The sequence below is a fragment of the Cupriavidus sp. 01T418 genome, assembly GCF_056398885.1.
This window is the reverse complement of sequence record NZ_JBFTQG010000057.1, coordinates 1-17,603: the sequence shown is the minus strand read 5'-3', so window position 1 is coordinate 17,603 and position 17,603 is coordinate 1. Positions and strand designations below refer to the sequence as shown.

The window sequence follows — 17,603 nt, the reverse complement described above, 5'->3', positions numbered from 1 at the left end:
GTCATAGCGAAGCGTCGAATCCATGGTCGACAGCGCCTTGCGCAAGCCGCTCACCCAACGCCGCCAGGTCGCGTTCCGCGTGGCTCTGGCGCATGAATACCGGCAGGTCGGCATACAGCCTGGCCAGCCGGTCGTTGCGACAGAGCGGGCCGGCACCCAGTACATTGCCGGCGCGATGGATCGCACGCTGTACCGCGCCTTCCACCACCGCGCGCACGCGCATGGCCGCAGCGAAGGCGTCCCCCGCCGGATTGTCATCGATCCACGCCGCTGTTTCGCGCAGCAATGCTGCCGCGGCGTGCAACTCCCCGTCGATGGCTGCCAGGTGCGCAGCCGCATGAGGATCCTTGCGGCACTGCACGATACCAAGCACGGCGAGCGCCAACGGTATCGCCGCCCCATACCAGCAAGCTGCGATGCCCGCGCCACCCTGCCAGAAGCCTGGGCGGTCATAGTAGGCGCCGGGGCCGCCCAGGCAAAGGGCCGCGCAGTGTTCCATCACGACGTCGCCGCTGCACGTATCGCGCATGCCTACCGCATGCCAGCCATCGGTAGTGACCGTAACGCCTGGCGCATGGAGATCGATGGCAACCAGGCGGGCAGCACCGGCTTCGTCCCAACAAGTCAGCAGCGCGTGCGATACCTGATTGGCGCCCGAGCACCACGCCTTGCGGCCGTGCAGCCGGACTGGCGCGGCATGGCCCGCCATCCCCGCGCTCGCGGCGAGCGCACGGTGTGCCTGGCCGTGACCGCCCGGGACGGTGGACATCCGGACGCGTGCGTCGGGTGGCTCGGCCGCCCATACCGCCCAATTGGTGCCGGGCGCGGGGATGGCCTGCTCGACCTCCGCTAGAATCGCAAGCGCGTCCGCATGGGCTTCAAAGAGCTTGATCGCAACCGCGCCATGCGCCGCGGCCACGTTTGACAGCAGTTTCCACCGCTCCAGCGTCCGCCCTTGCCCCGGCAAGGGGATCCCCTCACGCGGTGTGAACGCGTCTATCAGGCTCTGGATACTGGCTGCGGAATGTTCGCTGTCCACGGCTGTTCACTGGGAATCGATGCCGCCTCTGGAGCGTAGGCGAGTGATCCCGCCTCTCTCAGTCGGCCTAATCATGGTGATGATTCTCATCATGGTGACGGCCGTGACGGTGCTCATTCCACTCCTTGCGTGACCACCAACGATGACCGTCCCAATAGCGGTCCCGATGCCAATCCATCACCGGGGCATGATGCGTGACGACGTGCAAGGGCGATGATATAGCCGCGTTTCATGATTGCCTCCTGAAGAATGTTCGTTTCTCCAATCTACCGCCGGCGATATGATCTCTCGTTCAGGCAAACGCCGAATCATACGTCCTCGTTCCTCCGACACGGTGTGGGGAATCTGTTCGGCACGCATCACCGCGTCTGGCAGGCGGCTTGGTCTTGCGCCGACGCTTGAGTTTGAAGCTAATGGGGCTCTGGTGGTCTTGAATACTGCGATGCGGACGGACTGAGGGCGAGCGAGCGGTTCAGCACGCCTACGCGGATCGCCACCTCGGTCGCCTGCGACCCGACCTCGCGTGCCCACAAGCGATTGGCGGTGAGCGTCTTGAGCTGGTACATCAAGTTCTCGGCCAGCGAACGCCGGTGATAGCCGCAGGACTTTTTCCATTCGCGCCGGCCGCTTCGGGCAATGACGTCAATGGCCTCGTTGCGCCATGGGGCGCCGCGCATGCTCTCGGGCCATGGCATCGCTCCCTCGCGCGGCGGAATTGACGGTTGTGCATCACGCGTGGCAATTGCCACGTGGCTACGCGCCGTCGCCGCCAATGGATGCCGGCCCGCAGTCGCGGCTTGACCGGCTTATTGGCTAACCAGGTGGTTAGCAAGCGGTTCGTCAAAGCGGCAGCAGATGCCCTGGCGGCCGACGATGCTGATCGCCACGAACGAGGGATCGTACGGCGAGCCGCCTTCGCTCACCTGAGCACCTTCCTTACGCAGCGCGGTGGGCGCCCGGCGATTGTGACCGTGCCCTCGTCGTTGCCCAACGAGGATCGCGCTTCCGCGCCTATGGCGTCGATCAGGTCGATTCGAGGAAGCCCGGATCCGTCAGGTTCCCGTAATCATCGAGATTGCTGACCACGAGCCGCTTGCGGCAGCGCCCGCACCGGCAAGCCGGTGCGGGCCCAAGTTTCTATTCTGGAAACGGATAGACAAGCCAGGAAGAGCGCCCCATCTCCATCTTATCGGCTCGGCCGCCGCCGCGGCTTGACCAATATCAAGTGCGCGGCAATCCCGCGCTCAGCCGCCGGAATGCCGGCTCAGCAGGTCGGCCATCTCGTCGGCATGCTCCTCTTCGACGGCGAGGATGCCTTCCATCATCCGGCGCGAGGTCGGATCACGCTCGCCCAGGAACCGGATGATTTCCCGGTAGCTGTCAATGGCGATCCGCTCGGCCACCAGGTCCTCCTTGATCATTTCGGTCAGCGAGGTGCCCGCCACATATTCCGCGTGCGATCGGCTGGCGAGGCCGTCCGGGGCAAAGTCGGGCTCGCCGCCCAGTTGGACGATGCGCTCGGCAATCTGGTCGGCATGGCCTTGTTCCTCATTGGAGTGGGCCAGGAATTCATCGGCCACGCTTTTCGAGTTGGGCCCCTTGGCCATATAGTAGTGGCGGCGATAACGCAGCACGCAGACGATCTCGGTGGCCAGCGCGTCGTTGAGCAGCTTCAGCACGGTCTCGCGGTCTGCGCCGTAACCCGCGGTCACCGCGCCGTCGTCGATATGCTGGCGGGCACGCTCACGCAGGGTCTTGACGTCTGTAAGAAACGGTTTATCGGTCATAAAGGGCTCCTGGTGGGACGGGGCTGCGTCAGCGCAGCACCTCGTAGGGAAATGAGTTTTCCCAAGGAAGTCAAAAGGCCCTTGACGAGCACCGACAAGGGCGAGTTGAAAGCCTTCCGTGGATTGGGTTGACCTTACGACAGGACTTACCGCACAGGTTGGAACGCCATGGGGGGCCTCCTGTCGCCTAAAGGTCGATATGACCAAGGCTCAAACACCGAGAGATCTCTGGCCTGATCACAAAGCCGCAGCGTGCCGCTATGCCGCTCAGGCAACTCTCTGCTGCGGGTCGCGAGCATATTTGCGGGCCGAGTGCGGCATTACAGCGGCCTGTTCCAGTAGGGACTCTGACCGTAGTATGCATGCACTGTCAGACCCCACTGTTCGTCTGCCATGCTCGGCCAACGGTCCTTATTGAAGCCCGGATCGGCCTTGATGAGCTCGGCAGTCGTGGCGATGCGGAAGCATTTCTCATCGGTATCCATGACAAGTGCGCTCCACGGAATCGCGTGGAGCGTATCGCCAATACCCAGGAAACCACCAGTCGTCAGCACTGCGTAAGCGATGCACCCACGCCGTACGTCTAGCATGATTTCCGAGATCTTGCCGACGTGCTCGCCGTCGGACGAAAACGCCTTGGTGCCATCAAGGCTGGATGCGGCCATGACTTCCGGCCCGGGGCCAGCTCCCACGCCGGAACCGACTATGGCGGCGCCCTGGGTGCTTGGGGTATGCGTTTGCATGTTGTGCTCCTTCGGTTAAATGGGGGGAGAATGCTCGGCACATGCAATGTGTGTGCCCGCACGACTTTGGAGCGGCCGGCGGCACCCTTGGTGCTGGCGGCCTTCTTGGCGGCAGCGGAACGTTCCGCCGCAGTACGCGTGGCTGCCGCGCGCTTGGCTTGGGCGGACAGCGCCTTGGGCGAAGCCCCGACGGTGCTTTCGCGCTTGAGCGCCTTCAAAGCAGCGCTGGCGCGCTTGGCCGTGCTTTCTGAATTGGCCCGTCGCGGCGCGGCCTTTGTGGCGCCTGCCTTGGCGGCGGCGGACTTGGTCTCTGCCTTGGTCGCAGCCTTCTTCGGCGGCACATCCACGCCAGCGCGGCGCGCCTCCGATAAACCGATCGCGATGGCCTGCTTGGCCGAGCGTACGCCGTGCTTACCCTTGCGCACGGCGTCGATCTCGTCGTGAACGAAATGGCCGGCCTGGGTGGTCGGAGCCCTGCGTGCCAATCCTCGCCCCATCCCGCCTCCAGTCTTCCGAGCTGCTGCCCCGGCTCTCGTCGTGCATCCGTTGCGCCGGACCGCGTTCGCGGCGCTCCGCTCCGGGGCGGCTGCGGCTGCCGCGGTCATCGCGGAAGTTGAACATGTTTGCGTTCCTGGTTGTGCGGCGTGGCGCTGTCCGCACCGCCTGGCGAGGCAGTGCGCGGCGCGCCGGAACCGTTAACGTTGTGCCTACCAATAACGTTGATGCCTACCAATCGCCGCAAAATCCGTGCCCCCAACGCTGTGACGCAGCCTGGCAGCGCGGCGTGCTGTAAGGATTGCCGGTTAATGTAAAGATTACGGGCGACGCGGCAGGCCGGCAGCGGCAGCGGCGGCTGCCGGGGTGGGCGTCGCCGTCCCGTTTGCGGCATGGAACTTGCGCGCTACCCGGGCACCCTTGTATGGGCCGAGCCCCGGCCTTGCAGACAGGAGACGGCCATGTCCACACCCCAGAGCGTCCCGCCCCAGCACCAGCCGCGCCAGCCCGGCCTGGAGGCTCCGATGCGCCCGCAACCGGACAGTGGGGCGGATGATTACGTCGGCAGCGGCCGGCTCAACGGACGGCTGGCGCTGGTCACTGGCGGCGACAGCGGCATCGGCCGCGCCATTGCGGTGGCCTTTGCGCGCGAAGGCGCCGATGTCGCCATCGCCTATCTCAACGAGCATGCCGACGCGCGCGAAACTGTCGAACTGGTCGAGGCAGCCGGGCGCAAATGCTTGGCGATTGCCGGCGACCTGGCTGATCATGCGCATGCCCAAGCGGTGGCGCGGCAGACGCTGCAGCAGTACGGCAAGCTCGACATCCTGGTCAACAACGCTGCAGAGCAGCACCCCAAGGCCTCGCTGGAAGAGGTTGACGCCAGCCAGGTGGAGGCCACCTTCCGCACCAACGTGTTTGCGATGTTCCACCTGACGCGCGCCGTGCTACCGCACCTCAACGCCGGCGCGTCGATCCTGAACACCACCTCGGTGACCGCGTATCGCGGCAGCGAGCACCTGCTCGATTACTCCGCCACCAAGGGTGCGATCGTGTCGTTCACGCGTTCGCTGGCGCTGCAGGTGGTGGAGCGCGGCATCCGCGTCAACGGCGTCGCGCCAGGCCCGATCTGGACCCCGCTGATCCCGTCGACCTTCGCTGCCGAGGAAGTGGCGAAATTCGGCAAGCAGACACCGATGGGGCGGCCGGGCCAGCCGTTCGAGGTAGCGGCGGGCTTCGTGTTCCTGGCGTCGGACGCGGCCAGCTATATCACCGGGCAGATCCTGCACATCAATGGGGGCGAGATTGTCAATGGCTAACAAAGCAAGCCGGCGCGTGTAGCCTGCCCCAGCTTGGGCCATTTTGCTACTGGAAGGTTGTTGGTCGACTGCTCACTTCTACGCGCTACGTGGATGCATGCCTATGCCGGAACACATCCGATAGCAGTCTGTGATGGTGATCTCTCACGCAACGATGACAACATGACCCTGTGTTCCCGAGCAAAATTTGGTGCCGCAGTCCGCCAGCACCATCCCGCTCGCGCGGCGCCACGCCTGGCGCGGTGTCCTACCCGGATGTGGTGGTCAATGCAGCCTACCTGGTGCGGTGCGACGAGGCACGCATGAAGGGTTCGGAAAACCGGATTCGCGATCCCTTTGCGCTCGTGAAGTGCCGACTGCCGCCAGCTTACCGCCTTTAGCGTGGATGGGTGGCAGCCTTCTGCCTCCCGCTTTCGCCTTCGTGCCCGGTTAGGCATCTCCATACCTGCCGGAGAGCGGCACTGAGCGAGTCCGCCCCCACGTGCGACGATGCACTTGCGAGCAATCGCAAGCATTTTTTAACTATATTGCTGATACGCCGATACCGACCCACTTTTGGTATTCAACTCCGACCACTCTTTGGCCGGAGGGCTCTTCTTTGCCTGTCTGGTCACTCAGAGGAAAAAGCGTTTGGCGCTCTGTCAATCTGCCTTCTGATCGCCGCGATTCCTCGCTGGGCCGCGGTTCGGCAAGCTGAATCGATCTTGTCGAACTCCTCGATGAGGGCAATTCCAAAAGGGGTCAGCTGGCTGCGACGGCCTCCCGGACTCTTCGTCTTCACAATGATCACGGCGTGCCGCAACGCATCCGAGATACAGACGTCTCTTGGCGAGTGGCCTGAAGGTCCGAAAGAACGCCGGTACATCGCCGGAAGAATACATCTGCAACCACTCGGCATTCGCCCGAACGCCGAGCGGAAGGCAGCGATGGCGCCCGGATGCCCCTTCGCGATACTGCGGTCTAGACCCGGAAGGCACTGTTCCGGGACGCACGGCCCGGGGAAAGGCTAGGTTATCCCATAAACGTGGTCCATGGGATGCCTGCGCGGCCGGATTCGCGCCAGCTGCGCCACGACAGACGCGCGGCGAGTCGAGGTCAGGTTCTGGCATTTGACGGGAGCGCGCGGAAGCGATCACGTGGTTCACATCCAGCTGGCCCAGCACGAGCGGACTCCGGCCGAGCGGCAGGGCCTCCGCGCTTTACCGATGCCCGCCGGCGTCAACGACACGGGATGACACCGGCCGACTTGGTCGCCGCTGGCTGTTTTGCATCGCCGGATGCGCCCAGCGCCGCCACTGGCGATCCGGGCAGACAGTGGCGCGCCTCACCTGCGTGCCCACATAGGCGGTCGTTCAACGCCTCTTGGCGACAGTGGATAGAGCGCGCGGGGGAGCGGTGTGAGCAGGCCGCTAAGCGCTGCGGCCTACCGAAGTACCAACAGGAAACAGTACTGAAATTAATCCCAAAGGTACGCCTCGCTAGCGTTGTTGGATTGCTGTGCAGTGTGCGATGCCACTAGCACTAGCCTTGCGGATGCAGCCACACTTGCCGCATCAGATAGCGTTCCCGCCCATGAACAGCCCATCCGGAATGCCGGGGCGTCCCGACTTTGACGGCAAGCCGCCGGCTTCCGAATTAGCGACGAAGCTCAACGACAACACGATCACCATGAAGGTTAAAGCTGGACTCCTTGCCGCGAAGGGACTCCGACCAACTGGAATTCGCGTGAGAACTGAAAATGGTGTCGTGCATCTTAAAGCGATTCAGAGAAGCTGACAGCCTTGAACGCGGTCCGCGCCGTGGAGAGGGCGTGCAATCCGTGGTGGACGGACTGCAGGTCGTCGGCAAATAGTCGCGCTGGTACGAGCGGTCCCTGACCGCTTTTGACAAGAAAAGCGCCCCGCCGATGCCTGGCGGGGACCGACGGGGCGAAGGGGGAGAGGTCCGGCCTGCGGGGGTATTCACCCTGCCAGAGGGCATGCGTCGCAGAGGTGCGCCTCTTGAACATGAGTCCGTGGCGTCGCGATCGAGGTGTTCAGTTGTCGGGGCCAGTTTTGAAGACGATATGACCATCGCTACCGTGCACCAGCAATTCCACATTCTCGCGCTGGGCGAACGCGCTCCCAGCTTGGATCGCGTCCTCCTGGGTTTCATAGTGGAATCGTGCATGCAACGCCCCTTCCTGCTTGACGTCCCAGCCTGTGTCATGAGGTATGACGTGAAAATTGCCTTTCTGTGTCATGGCGATCTTTAGAAAACAACTTCGGTCACGCCGCCAATAGGGGTGACTGCCGGACATACCGCTGCAGGCCGCCAGGTTCCTCGACGATCAGGTCCACGCCGTTGCGGGCAGCTATGGCGCTTCCGACACTTAACGCTTCGCCTGCTTCTTCAAATTCCAGGATCGCAGTGGCCGCGCCGCATGTTTTCAAGACCCAACCGGCGCGCGCTGCACAAACCACAATATCTCGTCGCATCTCAGCTGTCTCTTGAGGGGGATGCCTAAAGGGATAGGAGAGGCTTGTAAAAAATGCCATCGGGCACTGTCCTACCTAGTAGACGGCACCTCTACCTTATTCCCTTCGCGTCGGAGCGTTAATGTGGCGACAACCACTTCGCGAAACGCGAAGGTTGGCAGCAGGGTCAATGCCAGGTACCGTCGCGGTATAGAACGCACCGGCATTGAGCGATCGGTAGCGGCTCGGGCCCCAGGAATTGTTCGAGTCGTCCTGGCACTGTTTAGCGAAGAGGGTGTGCAGTCCGAATACGCCAATCCCGGTCTGGTATGCCGCCGCGTCTCCAATCCCATCCAGTTTCCGCTATGGAGTCCATTGTCCAGATTCTTCGTATTCAGGCCCAAGGTCATCTTTGCCGCGAGAGCGATATCCGGCGTTGGCAGGTAGGCCACTCGCACCGCCGCCCGCAGCGTATAGAAATTGCCAGTGCCTATGTCGGGTGTTGGCGATGCGTTGTAGCGTCCTGTCGGAATGGCGAGGGATGCGCCCAGGACCGCGCTGCTGCTGATGGAGGCCGTCTTCCTGGGGGCCTTCGATCCGCTGGGGCCCGAACCGCACGGCCTGGCTCGGCTCGGCAAGGGCTTGGGCCTGAGACTGCCGTCCCAAAGGGATACGGCTAGCAAATGCGTCCAGTCCACCAGCTCAGGGAGCGTGATATCGCCCCAGTCGGCTGCATGGCCCGACAAGCTTCGGCTGGCTGCAATCAGGCAGGCCGCCGCCAACATCGCGGCCGAGGAGCCTGGCGAGTCGAGGCGGCGTCTTCGTCCCCAGCCAGGCCATAGCACCACCAGTGCGACAGGCCGGAGCAGCCACACCCGCCCAAAGTGAGTCTTCGAAAAAACCGCAGGCAGCACCACCGCCAGCTCTCCGACCGGCCGGCCGCTCATCTCCATGGCGCGCCGAACCACTTCACCGAAGCTGCTAAGTGTGAGCACCACCAGGCAGATGCCCAGCGTCCACCATAGTGGCATCAGGAAATCAGCTGAAGGATGCGGCATCGCGTCCTTGAATGAGACAACCCAGATGCGGAATTCCGAGACCCCGAAGCGCCAGCAGATCGGCCGCGGTAAGGACAATGCTGCCAAGGTTTGCCGTCATCATCATGTGGTCCATTTGGTCTATCGCCTAACTGTAAAAGCGTAGTCTCCCTCCGTGGCGTGGCCGTCACGGGAAAAGTCGCAATCTACGGCCCGGTGGGGACCGGATGGTATGCTTGTCTCTTGTCGAGCGGTGGCGTCATGCGAGGGCAGCCGAAGCGGATTTCCACAAGGGCCACTGCGGAGGAATACGCGCAAGCTCTCTATCCATCGTTGCGGGCTGAGAGTAGCGTGTTCGCTTCAGTGCGTTAGCAGAGCTCGATGAAAGCGCTCGTGTTTGACCGCGACCTTGAGAAGTCGGAGGCGGCAGGGCTTGCGTGGCCTTCCCGAAGCCAGCGAGGGAGGCACAATACCGGAACGATACCGATGGGCAGGACTTGTTGGTTTTGTCTCGAGGAAGAGAAAACCTGCCAGGGCCAACTTGCAACCGTGTGCCCACACCTTGCCGACAGCGCTGCACCGCAGCTTTGCATCCTGACCTATCGCCATGTGCCCAAGACCGTGCGTGCCGCGCTGGCAATGGCTTCGGCCGACAGGCGCGAGAAAATCCTGGACGACAAGACGGTGTGCTCGACATGATGACCGCTTTGGTATTCCGGCGCGGTCGGAAGCTCATGTCGTTGCCTTCCCCGCCGACCTCGCCGACCCCGGTGGCGCCGCCGGCGGACCCTCATGCGCGGCGGCACTCAGCAGCCGTGCCTCGATATAGATGCGTTTCACCTCGCTGAATCGAGCATGAATCTGACCCTCAATGCGTTCTACGGCCATCGCGATCTCGTAACTCGATGCGCCATCAGCGAAGCGTACATCGAGCGTAACGAGGACCTCCGCAGGCCCAAGGTGCATGGTGAGGGGATTCGCGGCAGAGACCACCGCCGGGTCATCCTGCGCCAATATCTGGATGGCGCGCACCATCTCCCGGTCGACACCTTCACCGACCAGCAAGCTGCGGCTTTCCGAGATCAAAACGGAAGCCACGCCCGCCAGCAAGATACCAATCGCGACGGCAGCCACACCATCGAGCGCTGGCTCGTCCAGCCGATGGCTGGTGTAAACGCCTGTAGCCGCGATCAAGAGCCCCACCAGCGCCGCACCGTCCTCCGCGAGCACGGTAAAGGTCGTGGGGTCCTTGCTGGCATGGATGGCGGTCCAGAGCGACTCCTCTTCCTTCTCATGGAAGATCTCGCGTAGCGCGATCGCGAAGCTGGCTCCGTCGAAAATGGCAGCACAGCCCAAGACGATGTAGTTCCAATGCGGATCCCGCAGCGGCTCCGGGTGCCGGATGTGCAGCACTCCTTCGTAGACTGAGACGCCGCCGCCGAGCCCAAAGATCAGTACCGCAACGATCAGAGTCCAGAAGTACAACTCCTTGCCGTAGCCGAATGGGTGTTCAATATCCGGTAGCTGTCGGCTGCGTACCAACCCCACCAGCAGGATCAGTTCATTGCCTGTGTCTACTGCAGAGTGGATAGCTTCGGACATCATGGCGGAACTGCCCGTGGCGCTGGCGGCAATAAATTTCGTGATTGCGATGGCTATATTTGCCGCGATCGCGCCATAGATGACTATCGGGACTTTTGCCATCGCGGCTTCACCATGTTGCTCTCCCGGTTTTACATGTTTTGTATGAATTGCCGGCTGCCAGTCAGGGTAAGGGTGCGCACATGCATCTGGCAAGCAGTGCATGCCCCCGGCCGCATGGCCGAATCCCGTCAGGCGGCTGAAGCACCTTGGATGGCCTTTCGCCAAGTATCGGGCGCAAGACCCATACCACGGCCAACGGCTCCGATCGCGTGCCGGTGGCCAAGTGAGGCCACTCGCTCGCGCCCGCATGATGGCTAACACGTTGGACCGAGACGAGGAAAACCAGGACCTCGTCAGCGAATTCCATATGGGCCAGCAGGCTGTACGGCCTGCACAAACGGGCCGGACATAAGCGTGCTGCCTTCACCTGTCGACCACCATGTCAATCAGCTTGCAGTCCGGGAGGCGTCCACATAAGCAACTAACCTAGGTCCTTCCATCCGAAGGATGGCAAGCTAGGCGGGCCCCCGCTCCGGGCCTGTTGCCGTGGTAGCCCGCTACGCAAGTTGGGCCAGGGGCTGAGCGCCCCGCTTCCCTGACATCGCCGGGAGACGGCGTATATGGCAATGCGGCCTTCGGCCCTGCCGACACCACGTCATGCACGAAACGCAGCTTATCGACCGCCACAGGGCTCAGCGCGAACGGGTAGACATCATGCATGCCCATGCTCCGGTTCAGGCTGTTGAGCACGTAGGTAAGCGGAAACCACCGGTTCATCAGGCTTCGGAAGCTGGCATTCTCGACCGGCGTCTGGTCCGTCAGGGTGGGCTCTCCTGCAGTGCCTGGCTTGAGCGCAAGGCCGCATGCCACGGCGGTGTCTATGGTGCCGACGATGTGGAGATAGTGTGCCCAGGTTTCGGCCCAGTCCTCCCACGGGTGCATGGCCGCGTAGGCGCTGACATAGTTCTGCTCCCAGCCCTGCTGCGCGCCCTGATCGTAGTGCGCCTTCAAGGCTTCGCCATAGTCCGCGCGCTCATCGCCAAAGCGCTCGCGAAACGGTGCCTGCCAATGGGTGCCGGCGATCAGGCGATCGAAATAATAGTGGCCGATCTCATGCCGGAAGTGGCCCAGCAACGTGCGGTACGGCTCGCCCATCAGCGAACGCGTCTTTTCCCGATGGGCGTCGTCAGCCTCGGCAATGTTCATGGTGATGAGGCCGTTGTCGTGCCCGGTCATCACGCGCGCCTCGCCAAGGTCTTCCAGGAAGTCGAATTGCAATCCGAATTCCGGTTCGGCTTCGCGGGATACGTAGGGCAGACGCAGGGCATCAAGTGTATAGAGCACGCGGCGCTTGGCGGCCTCAAGCCGGGCCCAGTAGAGCCGGTTATTAGGCCTATCCAAACATGGCCTGGTGCGCGTCAGCTTGCATGACTCGCAAAGTACGTCTTCCGAATTGGCCGGAATCATCCCGTTGCATACACCTTCTACAGCGTAATTCTGGCATTGCTTGTAGAGCTTCTTGTCTTGCGCAACGGCATTCAAGCTGCGCAACAGGTTACCTTGCGCCGGTTCGAACGCGCAAATCTGCGAGATGTTGTAGACATAGCCAAGCAGCGCAATGGCATCGCTCACAGGTGACGTTCTCGAAAAAAACCAGATTGGAGCAACTATCGCAGTGAAAGGTCTTCATGGAATTCCTTTACCAGGCGAAGAATATTTACACGCCCCACCGGCTGCTGCCGCTAGCGCTGCAGCATGTGCCCGCGGGAGGGCTCAATCGGATCCGCCAGCTGTTCGCTTTGCGGGTCGCGCTCACCCGGCTGCGTGGTTTTGCGGCCTTCTCCCGGCTGCTCGATATGGTTGCGGCCACCGGACTTCGCCTGTAGCTTCGCACTGGGCCTGACAATCTTGTCTGTCATCGTCGAACTCCTATGTGGTGACGCTTACGGATCGTTTGATCAATGCTTCGATCCGCAAAAAATGTGCCTGGTGCCGGACCTTGCACACGAGCACCGATGCGAAGCAATGGCACAAATGGCACACTCGGCTAGCGGCATGGAAATTGCGCCCCAGCGCATGCCTGCATTCGAATCACAAAGGAGCACCTCGTGCCTACGCTGAAGAATCCTCCGCCGCAGCATCAGCAACGCCGGCCGGGCCTGGAAAGCAGCATGCGCCCGAAGCCGGACAGCGGCGCCGATGACTACGTCGGTAGTGGCCGCCTGGCTGGACGGGTCGCGTTGGTCACCGGCGGCGACAGCTGCATCGGCCGCGCCATCGTGGTGGCGTTTGCACGCGAAGGCGCGGATATTGCGTTTGCCTATCTCAACGAGCACAGCGATGCGAGAGAAACCGTCACGCTGGTGGAGCAAAGCAGCCACAAGTGCGTGGCCATTGCCGGCGACCTGGCGGACAAGGCCCACGCCGAAGCTGTGGTGCAGGACGTGCTTAAGCAGTACGGCAAGATCGATATCCTGATCAACAATGCCGCCGAGCAGCACCCGCAGGCGTTGCTTGAAGAGGTCGATGCGGAGCAGATGGAATCGACCTTCGGCACCAACGTCTTCGCCATGTTCCACCTGACACGTGCCGTGCTGCCGCATCTGAAGAAAGGGGCGGCCATTGTCAATACGACCTCCGTCACCGCCTATCGCGGCAGCGCGCATCTGCTCGACTACTCGGCGACCAAGGGTGCCATCGTGTCGTTCACGCGGTCGCTGGCGCTGCAGGTAGTCGAACGCGGCATCCGTGTCAATGGCGTGGCGCCCGGCCCCATCTGGACGCCATTGATTCCTTCCACGTTTCCGGCCGAGGAAGTGGCCGAGTTTGGCAAGAAGACCCCAATGGGTCGGCCCGGCCAGCCGTTCGAGGTAGCTGCGGGCTACGTCGTTCTGGCCTCGGACGCCGCCAGTTACATCACCGGGCAGATCTTGCACATCAACGGCGGCGAAGTGGTCAACGGTTGAGCGCGCGGCCACCATTGTCCCTACAGCGCGGCTGCCGATCCGCCGACAGGCGCGGCCACGCATACGTCCTACAATACACCGCGTAGTGCACGTCGCCGCGGCGCCGCGGCTTATTGCCGGAGGACCGATCATGTCTTTGCAGCGCTTGTCCATCTTGTCTCTCAGCGCGCTGGTGGCCGCCGGGCTTGCGGCATGCGGCGACACCGCGACCCTCCCGGTCTCCGCCGGCACCGGCCTGAATCCGCGGCTGCCGGCGCCGATCAAGACCATGCTGCCCACAGTGGAGATCGCTCCCGCGAAAGGCTGGCCCGATGGCGCCAAGCCGGTTGCAGCGGACGGCTTGTCCGTCGCGGCGTTCGCTGACAAGTTGGACCATCCGCGCTGGATCTATGTGCTGCCCAATGGCGATGTGCTGGTGGCGGAGACTAATGCGCCGCCCAAGCCGGACGACGGCAAGGGCATTCGGGGCTGGATGATGAAGCAGGTGATGAAGCGGGCGGGCGCCGGCGAGCCAAGCGCCAATCGCATTACGCTGCTGCGCGACACCGATGGCGATGGCGTAGCGGATATGCGCTCGGTCTTCCTCAAGGACCTGAATTCGCCTTTCGGCATGGTGCTGGTGGGCAATGATTTCTATGTGGCCGACACGGATGGCGTGTTGCGTTTTCCGTACGTGGCGGGCCAGGCAGAGATCACTCAGCCCGGCGTTAAAGTGGTCGACTTGCCGGCTGGTCCCATCAACCACCACTGGACCAAGAACATCATCGCCAGCAACGACGGCAGCAAGCTCTACGTCACGGTAGGCTCCAACAGCAATGTCGGCGAGAACGGCATCGACAAAGAAGAAGGGCGCGCGGCCATCTGGGAAGTCGATCCCCATACCGGCGCGCATCGCATCTTCGCCAGTGGCTTGCGCAATCCCAACGGCATGGCGTGGGAACCTGCCACCGGTGCGCTGTGGACGTCAGTCAACGAGCGCGATGAAATCGGCAGCGACCTCGTGCCCGACTACATCACCTCGGTGAAAGACGGCGCCTTCTATGGCTGGCCCTTTAGCTACTACGGTCAGCATGTCGACGAACGCGTGCAACCGCAGCAACCGGAGAGGGTAGCCAAGGCCATTATCCCCGACTACGCGGTGGGCCCGCACACGGCATCGCTCGGCCTTACCTCGTCGGAAGGCAACGCGCTCACCGCCCCTTTCCAGGAAGGCATGTTCGTCGGCCAGCATGGCTCGTGGAACCGCAAGCCGCATAGCGGCTATAAGGTGATCTTCGTCCCGTTTGCCAATGGCAAGCCGGCAGGCGCGCCTGCGGACGTGCTCACGGGCTTTCTCGACAAGGACGGTAACGCGCAGGGGCGGCCAGTGGGAGTGGCGATCGACAAGCGCGGGGGGCTGCTGGTTGCTGACGATGTCGGCAATGTAATTTGGCGGGTGACGGCGGCGAAGTAGCGCTACTACCCCGCACTGCGGGCAACGCCTAACAGGCTGTTGAATTTGGCCCCCGAGTAAACGGGGATTTGGCGCCGGACGCCGCGCTGCGTCCTTCGTGGTACTGCTTGCTTTTCCAGACCCACTGCGCGAGCGCACAGGTCCCCGTCTTTCGCATGGCTTCGGCCAACAAGTTGTACGGTTTACCACCTCGCTTGTCCGGGCCTAGTACAACATCCCGTAAATAGGTTGAATAATTAATTGCCTCGGATATCATGGCGGGATGAGTCGAGGCCGCCATGCAACGCCAGTGAAGCTGGCGAAGAAAGAAAGACAGGAACTGCTATCGCTAATCGAACGCAAGACGGCTGCGCAGCGAGATGTGATGCGCGCCGGAATCGTGTTGTGGGCCCACGAGGGCCACTCCAATACGATCATTGCGCGGGAACTGGGCGTGTCGGTGCAAACGGTCTGCCTGTGGCGCAAGCGGATTGCCCAGCAAGATGCCCAAGGCATTCGCGGGGGCGAGCGCAGTGGCCGTCCGCCACGCATCACGCACGAGGAGCGGCTACAGGTAATCGCGCTGGCGTGTGAAACGCAGGAACCTGAGGGACGGGTCACGCCCACGCTCGACGAGATTGTGACGCGCGCCATGGAGCGCGGCGTCGTCGGGCAGATCAGCCGCAGCCAGGTGCAGCGCATTCTGGAGGCCGGCGACGTGCGTCCGCACCGGTCTTGCCGAGCAGTTCAACCTCGCCTGCACCGATCGCATAGGCGACCGTGATCGAGTCCTTATGAACATTTCCGTGAGGCAGAGGCTGGCCCGCCGTGAGGAATCAGACGCGGGTTAGCATTTCTGCCAGAGCCGCACGGTGTGGACAGCGCCACACCCGGCGATTTTCGGCACGGAGGCCAGCATGGAAAACGATAGCACGCTGTATGTCGATTTCGGTCTGGCAGGCGTTCAACGCGCGGCACGATGGGCGGTTTCACTTCCATTTCACGCCATTGCACGCGAGTTGGGTCAATCAGATCGAACTCTGGTTTGCCCGCTACACGCGCCGAGTGCTGCGCCATGCGAGTTACACCAGCACCGCGCACCTGCGCGAGCGCACCGAGCAGTTTGTCCGCGCGCACAATCAGGCGGCACGCCCGTTCAAATGGACTTTCCGGGGCTATCCGCTGCAAACCGGCGCATCGTAATCGAGGATCGACATGCCAGCTTTACCGCCAAACATTACGCTGCCGAACTGCAGCGGCAACTACGCACCCTGCTCGGCCACGAGCAGATCGTCACGCAGGCCTACGGGCGTCATCTGCTGATCAAACGTCTGGACGACGAGGAGCCGACGGTGGTGGCTCGGCTGACCGAGCTCAGCCGCAATCGTTATGGCGCCGCCTTTCGTACCCATAGTGGGCGTTGGGAACCTCTGCCAGGCGCCGGTACACTCGACGAGATGGCCGAGGTGATCATCACCTTACTGGAGCCATATTTGCAGCCCGATAATTATTAAATCTATTTACGGAATGTTGTACTAGTGTCCTGAGTCAGAAATTCGTAGACAAAATCGCTTGATGCTGGCGAGGATGTCATCGGCGGACTTCGTCCAGACGAAAGGCTTGGGGTTGGCGTTGTTCAGGTCAAGGTATTGGCGGATGGCTTGCTCAAGTTGTCGGGTTGAGCGATGTGTGCCGCGACGGATGTATTGTTCGGTGATGGTTGCAAACCAGCGCTCCACCTGATTGATCCATGAGGCGGAGGTCGGTGTGAAATGAACATGGAAGCGCGGATGGCGAGCGAACCAAGCCTTGATCGATGGCGTCTTGTGCGTGCCGTAGTTGTCCATGACGAGATGCACATCGAGGTTGGGTGGCACGTTGGTTTCGATCGTGCGTAGAAACTGCAGGAACTCACTGCTGCGATGTCTGCGATGCAACTCGCCGATAACTTTTCCTGTGGCGATGTCCAGCGCGGCGAACAACGTTGTCGTGCCATGGCGCATGTAGTCGTGCGTGCGTCGCTCGGGGATGCCTGGCGCCAGCGGCAGAATGGGCTGCGTGCGGTCCAGTGCCTGAATCTGGCTCTTCTCGTCAACGCACAACACCATGGCCTTGAGCGGTGGGTCGAGGTACAACCCCACGATATCGCGCACCTTCTCCACGAACAATGGGTCATTCTGATATGCGCGGGTTGGTTACCGCATGACAAATGATTCGTCGAGGAGCTGCCTCCGTCTAGTTTCGAGGGTTGTGCTGTTTCCAGTTGCCTCCTAGTATCCGCGAGGGTTCTCCACCGCTGCCGGACCTGGCCCAAACACACTGGCGCTGTATTGGTTCGCTTAGGGCCCGCCGATCTCTGCCTGCTGGCCGATCGCCCAAATAAATCCCGTCAGTTCGCGCGCAATCGCGTGCAGACCTGCACTGGCAGTTTGCCGCGAGCAGTCAGATGACGAAAGCGCTGGCACAAGCGTTTCTGCGCACTCCAGGCAATCTCCTGAACCTGTGCGGTGGTGCGCTCTGCGCGCCGTTGGAGAATGGCCGTCTTACGCGCCGGATGACGATAAGTCCAGGCCGCCTCGACCAACACCCGCCGCACATGGCTGTTGCCGGCCTTGGTGATGCCGCCTCGTCGTTCGCGCTTGCCGCTGGAATGCTCGCTTGGCACCAGGCCCAGATACGCCATCA

The 17,603-nt window shown here is 62.3% G+C and carries 16 protein-coding genes and 6 pseudogenes; 9 read left to right on the top strand and 13 right to left on the bottom strand.

Annotation, left to right across the window (positions count from 1 at the left end; genetic code table 11):
- Position 1 precedes the first annotated feature (1 nt).
- From AC1DQ3_RS32420 to AC1DQ3_RS32400, 5 genes and pseudogenes are all read right to left on the bottom strand, one after another.
- Positions 2–1,039: an acyl-CoA dehydrogenase gene (locus tag AC1DQ3_RS32420; RefSeq protein WP_477124206.1), complete on the bottom strand. Its 1,038-nt coding sequence runs from the start codon at positions 1,037–1,039 to the stop codon at positions 2–4.
- Between the two features lie 438 nt (positions 1,040–1,477).
- Positions 1,478–1,803, bottom strand: a pseudogene (locus AC1DQ3_RS32415) (IS5/IS1182 family transposase); the annotation flags it as partial.
- A 480-nt stretch (positions 1,804–2,283) separates the two neighbouring features.
- Positions 2,284–2,826: a ferritin-like domain-containing protein gene (locus tag AC1DQ3_RS32410; protein WP_477124205.1), complete on the bottom strand. Its 543-nt coding sequence runs from the start codon at positions 2,824–2,826 to the stop codon at positions 2,284–2,286.
- A 320-nt stretch (positions 2,827–3,146) separates the two neighbouring features.
- The gene (locus AC1DQ3_RS32405; RefSeq protein ID WP_477124204.1) at positions 3,147–3,569 is read right to left on the bottom strand and encodes a PRC-barrel domain-containing protein; all 423 of its coding nucleotides are present in this window, start codon (positions 3,567–3,569) and stop codon (positions 3,147–3,149) included.
- Positions 3,530–4,066 (bottom strand): DUF6496 domain-containing protein, encoded by a 537-nt coding sequence (locus AC1DQ3_RS32400; protein ID WP_477124226.1) that lies wholly within the window; start codon positions 4,064–4,066, stop codon positions 3,530–3,532. The genes AC1DQ3_RS32405 and AC1DQ3_RS32400 overlap by 40 nt, the downstream gene beginning before the upstream one ends.
- Before the next feature lie 459 nt (positions 4,067–4,525).
- On the opposite strand from AC1DQ3_RS32400, the gene AC1DQ3_RS32395 reads away from it, so the two are divergent.
- A complete protein-coding gene (locus AC1DQ3_RS32395) occupies positions 4,526–5,383 on the top strand; it encodes an SDR family oxidoreductase (protein WP_477124203.1) in 858 nt (285 codons plus the stop codon).
- Positions 5,384–6,955: 1,572 nt separating this feature from the next.
- The gene (locus AC1DQ3_RS32390) at positions 6,956–7,159 is read left to right on the top strand and encodes a BON domain-containing protein (RefSeq protein WP_477124202.1); all 204 of its coding nucleotides are present in this window, start codon (positions 6,956–6,958) and stop codon (positions 7,157–7,159) included.
- A 259-nt stretch (positions 7,160–7,418) separates the two neighbouring features.
- Here the strand turns inward: AC1DQ3_RS32390 and AC1DQ3_RS32385 are convergent, their stop codons facing one another.
- From AC1DQ3_RS32385 to AC1DQ3_RS32370, 4 genes are all read right to left on the bottom strand, one after another.
- A complete protein-coding gene (locus tag AC1DQ3_RS32385; RefSeq protein ID WP_477124201.1) occupies positions 7,419–7,625 on the bottom strand; it encodes a DUF2188 domain-containing protein in 207 nt (68 codons plus the stop codon).
- Positions 7,626–7,650: 25 nt separating this feature from the next.
- A complete protein-coding gene (locus AC1DQ3_RS32380; RefSeq protein WP_477124200.1) occupies positions 7,651–7,860 on the bottom strand; it encodes a hypothetical protein in 210 nt (69 codons plus the stop codon).
- A 71-nt stretch (positions 7,861–7,931) separates the two neighbouring features.
- Positions 7,932–8,624: a transporter gene (locus tag AC1DQ3_RS32375; RefSeq protein ID WP_477124225.1), complete on the bottom strand. Its 693-nt coding sequence runs from the start codon at positions 8,622–8,624 to the stop codon at positions 7,932–7,934.
- A 253-nt stretch (positions 8,625–8,877) separates the two neighbouring features.
- Positions 8,878–9,012 carry a hypothetical protein gene (locus AC1DQ3_RS32370; RefSeq protein WP_477124228.1) on the bottom strand — a complete coding sequence of 45 codons (135 nt, stop codon included), beginning with the start codon at positions 9,010–9,012 and terminating at the stop codon, positions 8,878–8,880.
- Positions 9,013–9,257: 245 nt separating this feature from the next.
- On the opposite strand from AC1DQ3_RS32370, the gene AC1DQ3_RS32365 reads away from it, so the two are divergent.
- Positions 9,258–9,575: a hypothetical protein gene (locus AC1DQ3_RS32365; protein WP_477124199.1), complete on the top strand. Its 318-nt coding sequence runs from the start codon at positions 9,258–9,260 to the stop codon at positions 9,573–9,575.
- Between the two features lie 33 nt (positions 9,576–9,608).
- Here AC1DQ3_RS32365 and AC1DQ3_RS32360 read toward each other — a convergent pair whose 3' ends face one another.
- Both AC1DQ3_RS32360 and AC1DQ3_RS32355 read right to left on the bottom strand, forming a co-directional pair.
- On the bottom strand, positions 9,609–10,580 hold the full coding sequence (locus AC1DQ3_RS32360) for a cation diffusion facilitator family transporter (protein ID WP_477124198.1): 972 nt from the start codon (positions 10,578–10,580) through the stop codon (positions 9,609–9,611).
- 567 nt (positions 10,581–11,147) lie between these two features.
- Positions 11,148–12,210 (bottom strand): annotated as a pseudogene (locus AC1DQ3_RS32355) (zinc-binding metallopeptidase family protein); the annotation flags it as partial.
- Here AC1DQ3_RS32355 and AC1DQ3_RS32350 point away from each other — a divergent pair.
- The 6 genes and pseudogenes from AC1DQ3_RS32350 (at position 12,209) to AC1DQ3_RS32325 (ending at position 16,432) form a co-directional block, all read left to right on the top strand.
- The gene (locus AC1DQ3_RS32350; RefSeq protein ID WP_477124197.1) at positions 12,209–12,406 is read left to right on the top strand and encodes a hypothetical protein; all 198 of its coding nucleotides are present in this window, start codon (positions 12,209–12,211) and stop codon (positions 12,404–12,406) included. The pseudogene AC1DQ3_RS32355 and the gene AC1DQ3_RS32350 overlap by 2 nt on opposite strands.
- Positions 12,407–12,628: 222 nt before the next feature.
- Positions 12,629–13,486, top strand: a complete 858-nt coding sequence (locus AC1DQ3_RS32345; RefSeq protein ID WP_477124196.1) for an SDR family oxidoreductase — start codon at positions 12,629–12,631, stop codon at positions 13,484–13,486.
- Positions 13,487–13,616: 130 nt separating this feature from the next.
- Positions 13,617–14,939: a PQQ-dependent sugar dehydrogenase gene (locus AC1DQ3_RS32340; protein ID WP_477124195.1), complete on the top strand. Its 1,323-nt coding sequence runs from the start codon at positions 13,617–13,619 to the stop codon at positions 14,937–14,939.
- A 262-nt stretch (positions 14,940–15,201) separates the two neighbouring features.
- Positions 15,202–15,564 (top strand): annotated as a pseudogene (locus AC1DQ3_RS32335) (helix-turn-helix domain-containing protein); the annotation flags it as partial.
- A 302-nt stretch (positions 15,565–15,866) separates the two neighbouring features.
- Positions 15,867–16,121, top strand: a pseudogene (locus tag AC1DQ3_RS32330) (IS630 family transposase); the annotation flags it as partial.
- Positions 16,079–16,432 carry a hypothetical protein gene (locus tag AC1DQ3_RS32325; RefSeq protein WP_477124194.1) on the top strand — a complete coding sequence of 118 codons (354 nt, stop codon included), beginning with the start codon at positions 16,079–16,081 and terminating at the stop codon, positions 16,430–16,432. The pseudogene AC1DQ3_RS32330 and the gene AC1DQ3_RS32325, both read left to right, overlap by 43 nt.
- A 21-nt stretch (positions 16,433–16,453) precedes the next feature.
- Here AC1DQ3_RS32325 and AC1DQ3_RS32320 read toward each other — a convergent pair.
- Together AC1DQ3_RS32320 and AC1DQ3_RS32315 are read right to left on the bottom strand one after the other, a co-directional pair.
- Positions 16,454–17,095 (bottom strand): annotated as a pseudogene (locus tag AC1DQ3_RS32320) (IS630 family transposase); the annotation flags it as partial.
- A 162-nt stretch (positions 17,096–17,257) separates the two neighbouring features.
- Positions 17,258–17,603: pseudogene (locus tag AC1DQ3_RS32315) on the bottom strand (transposase); the annotation flags it as partial.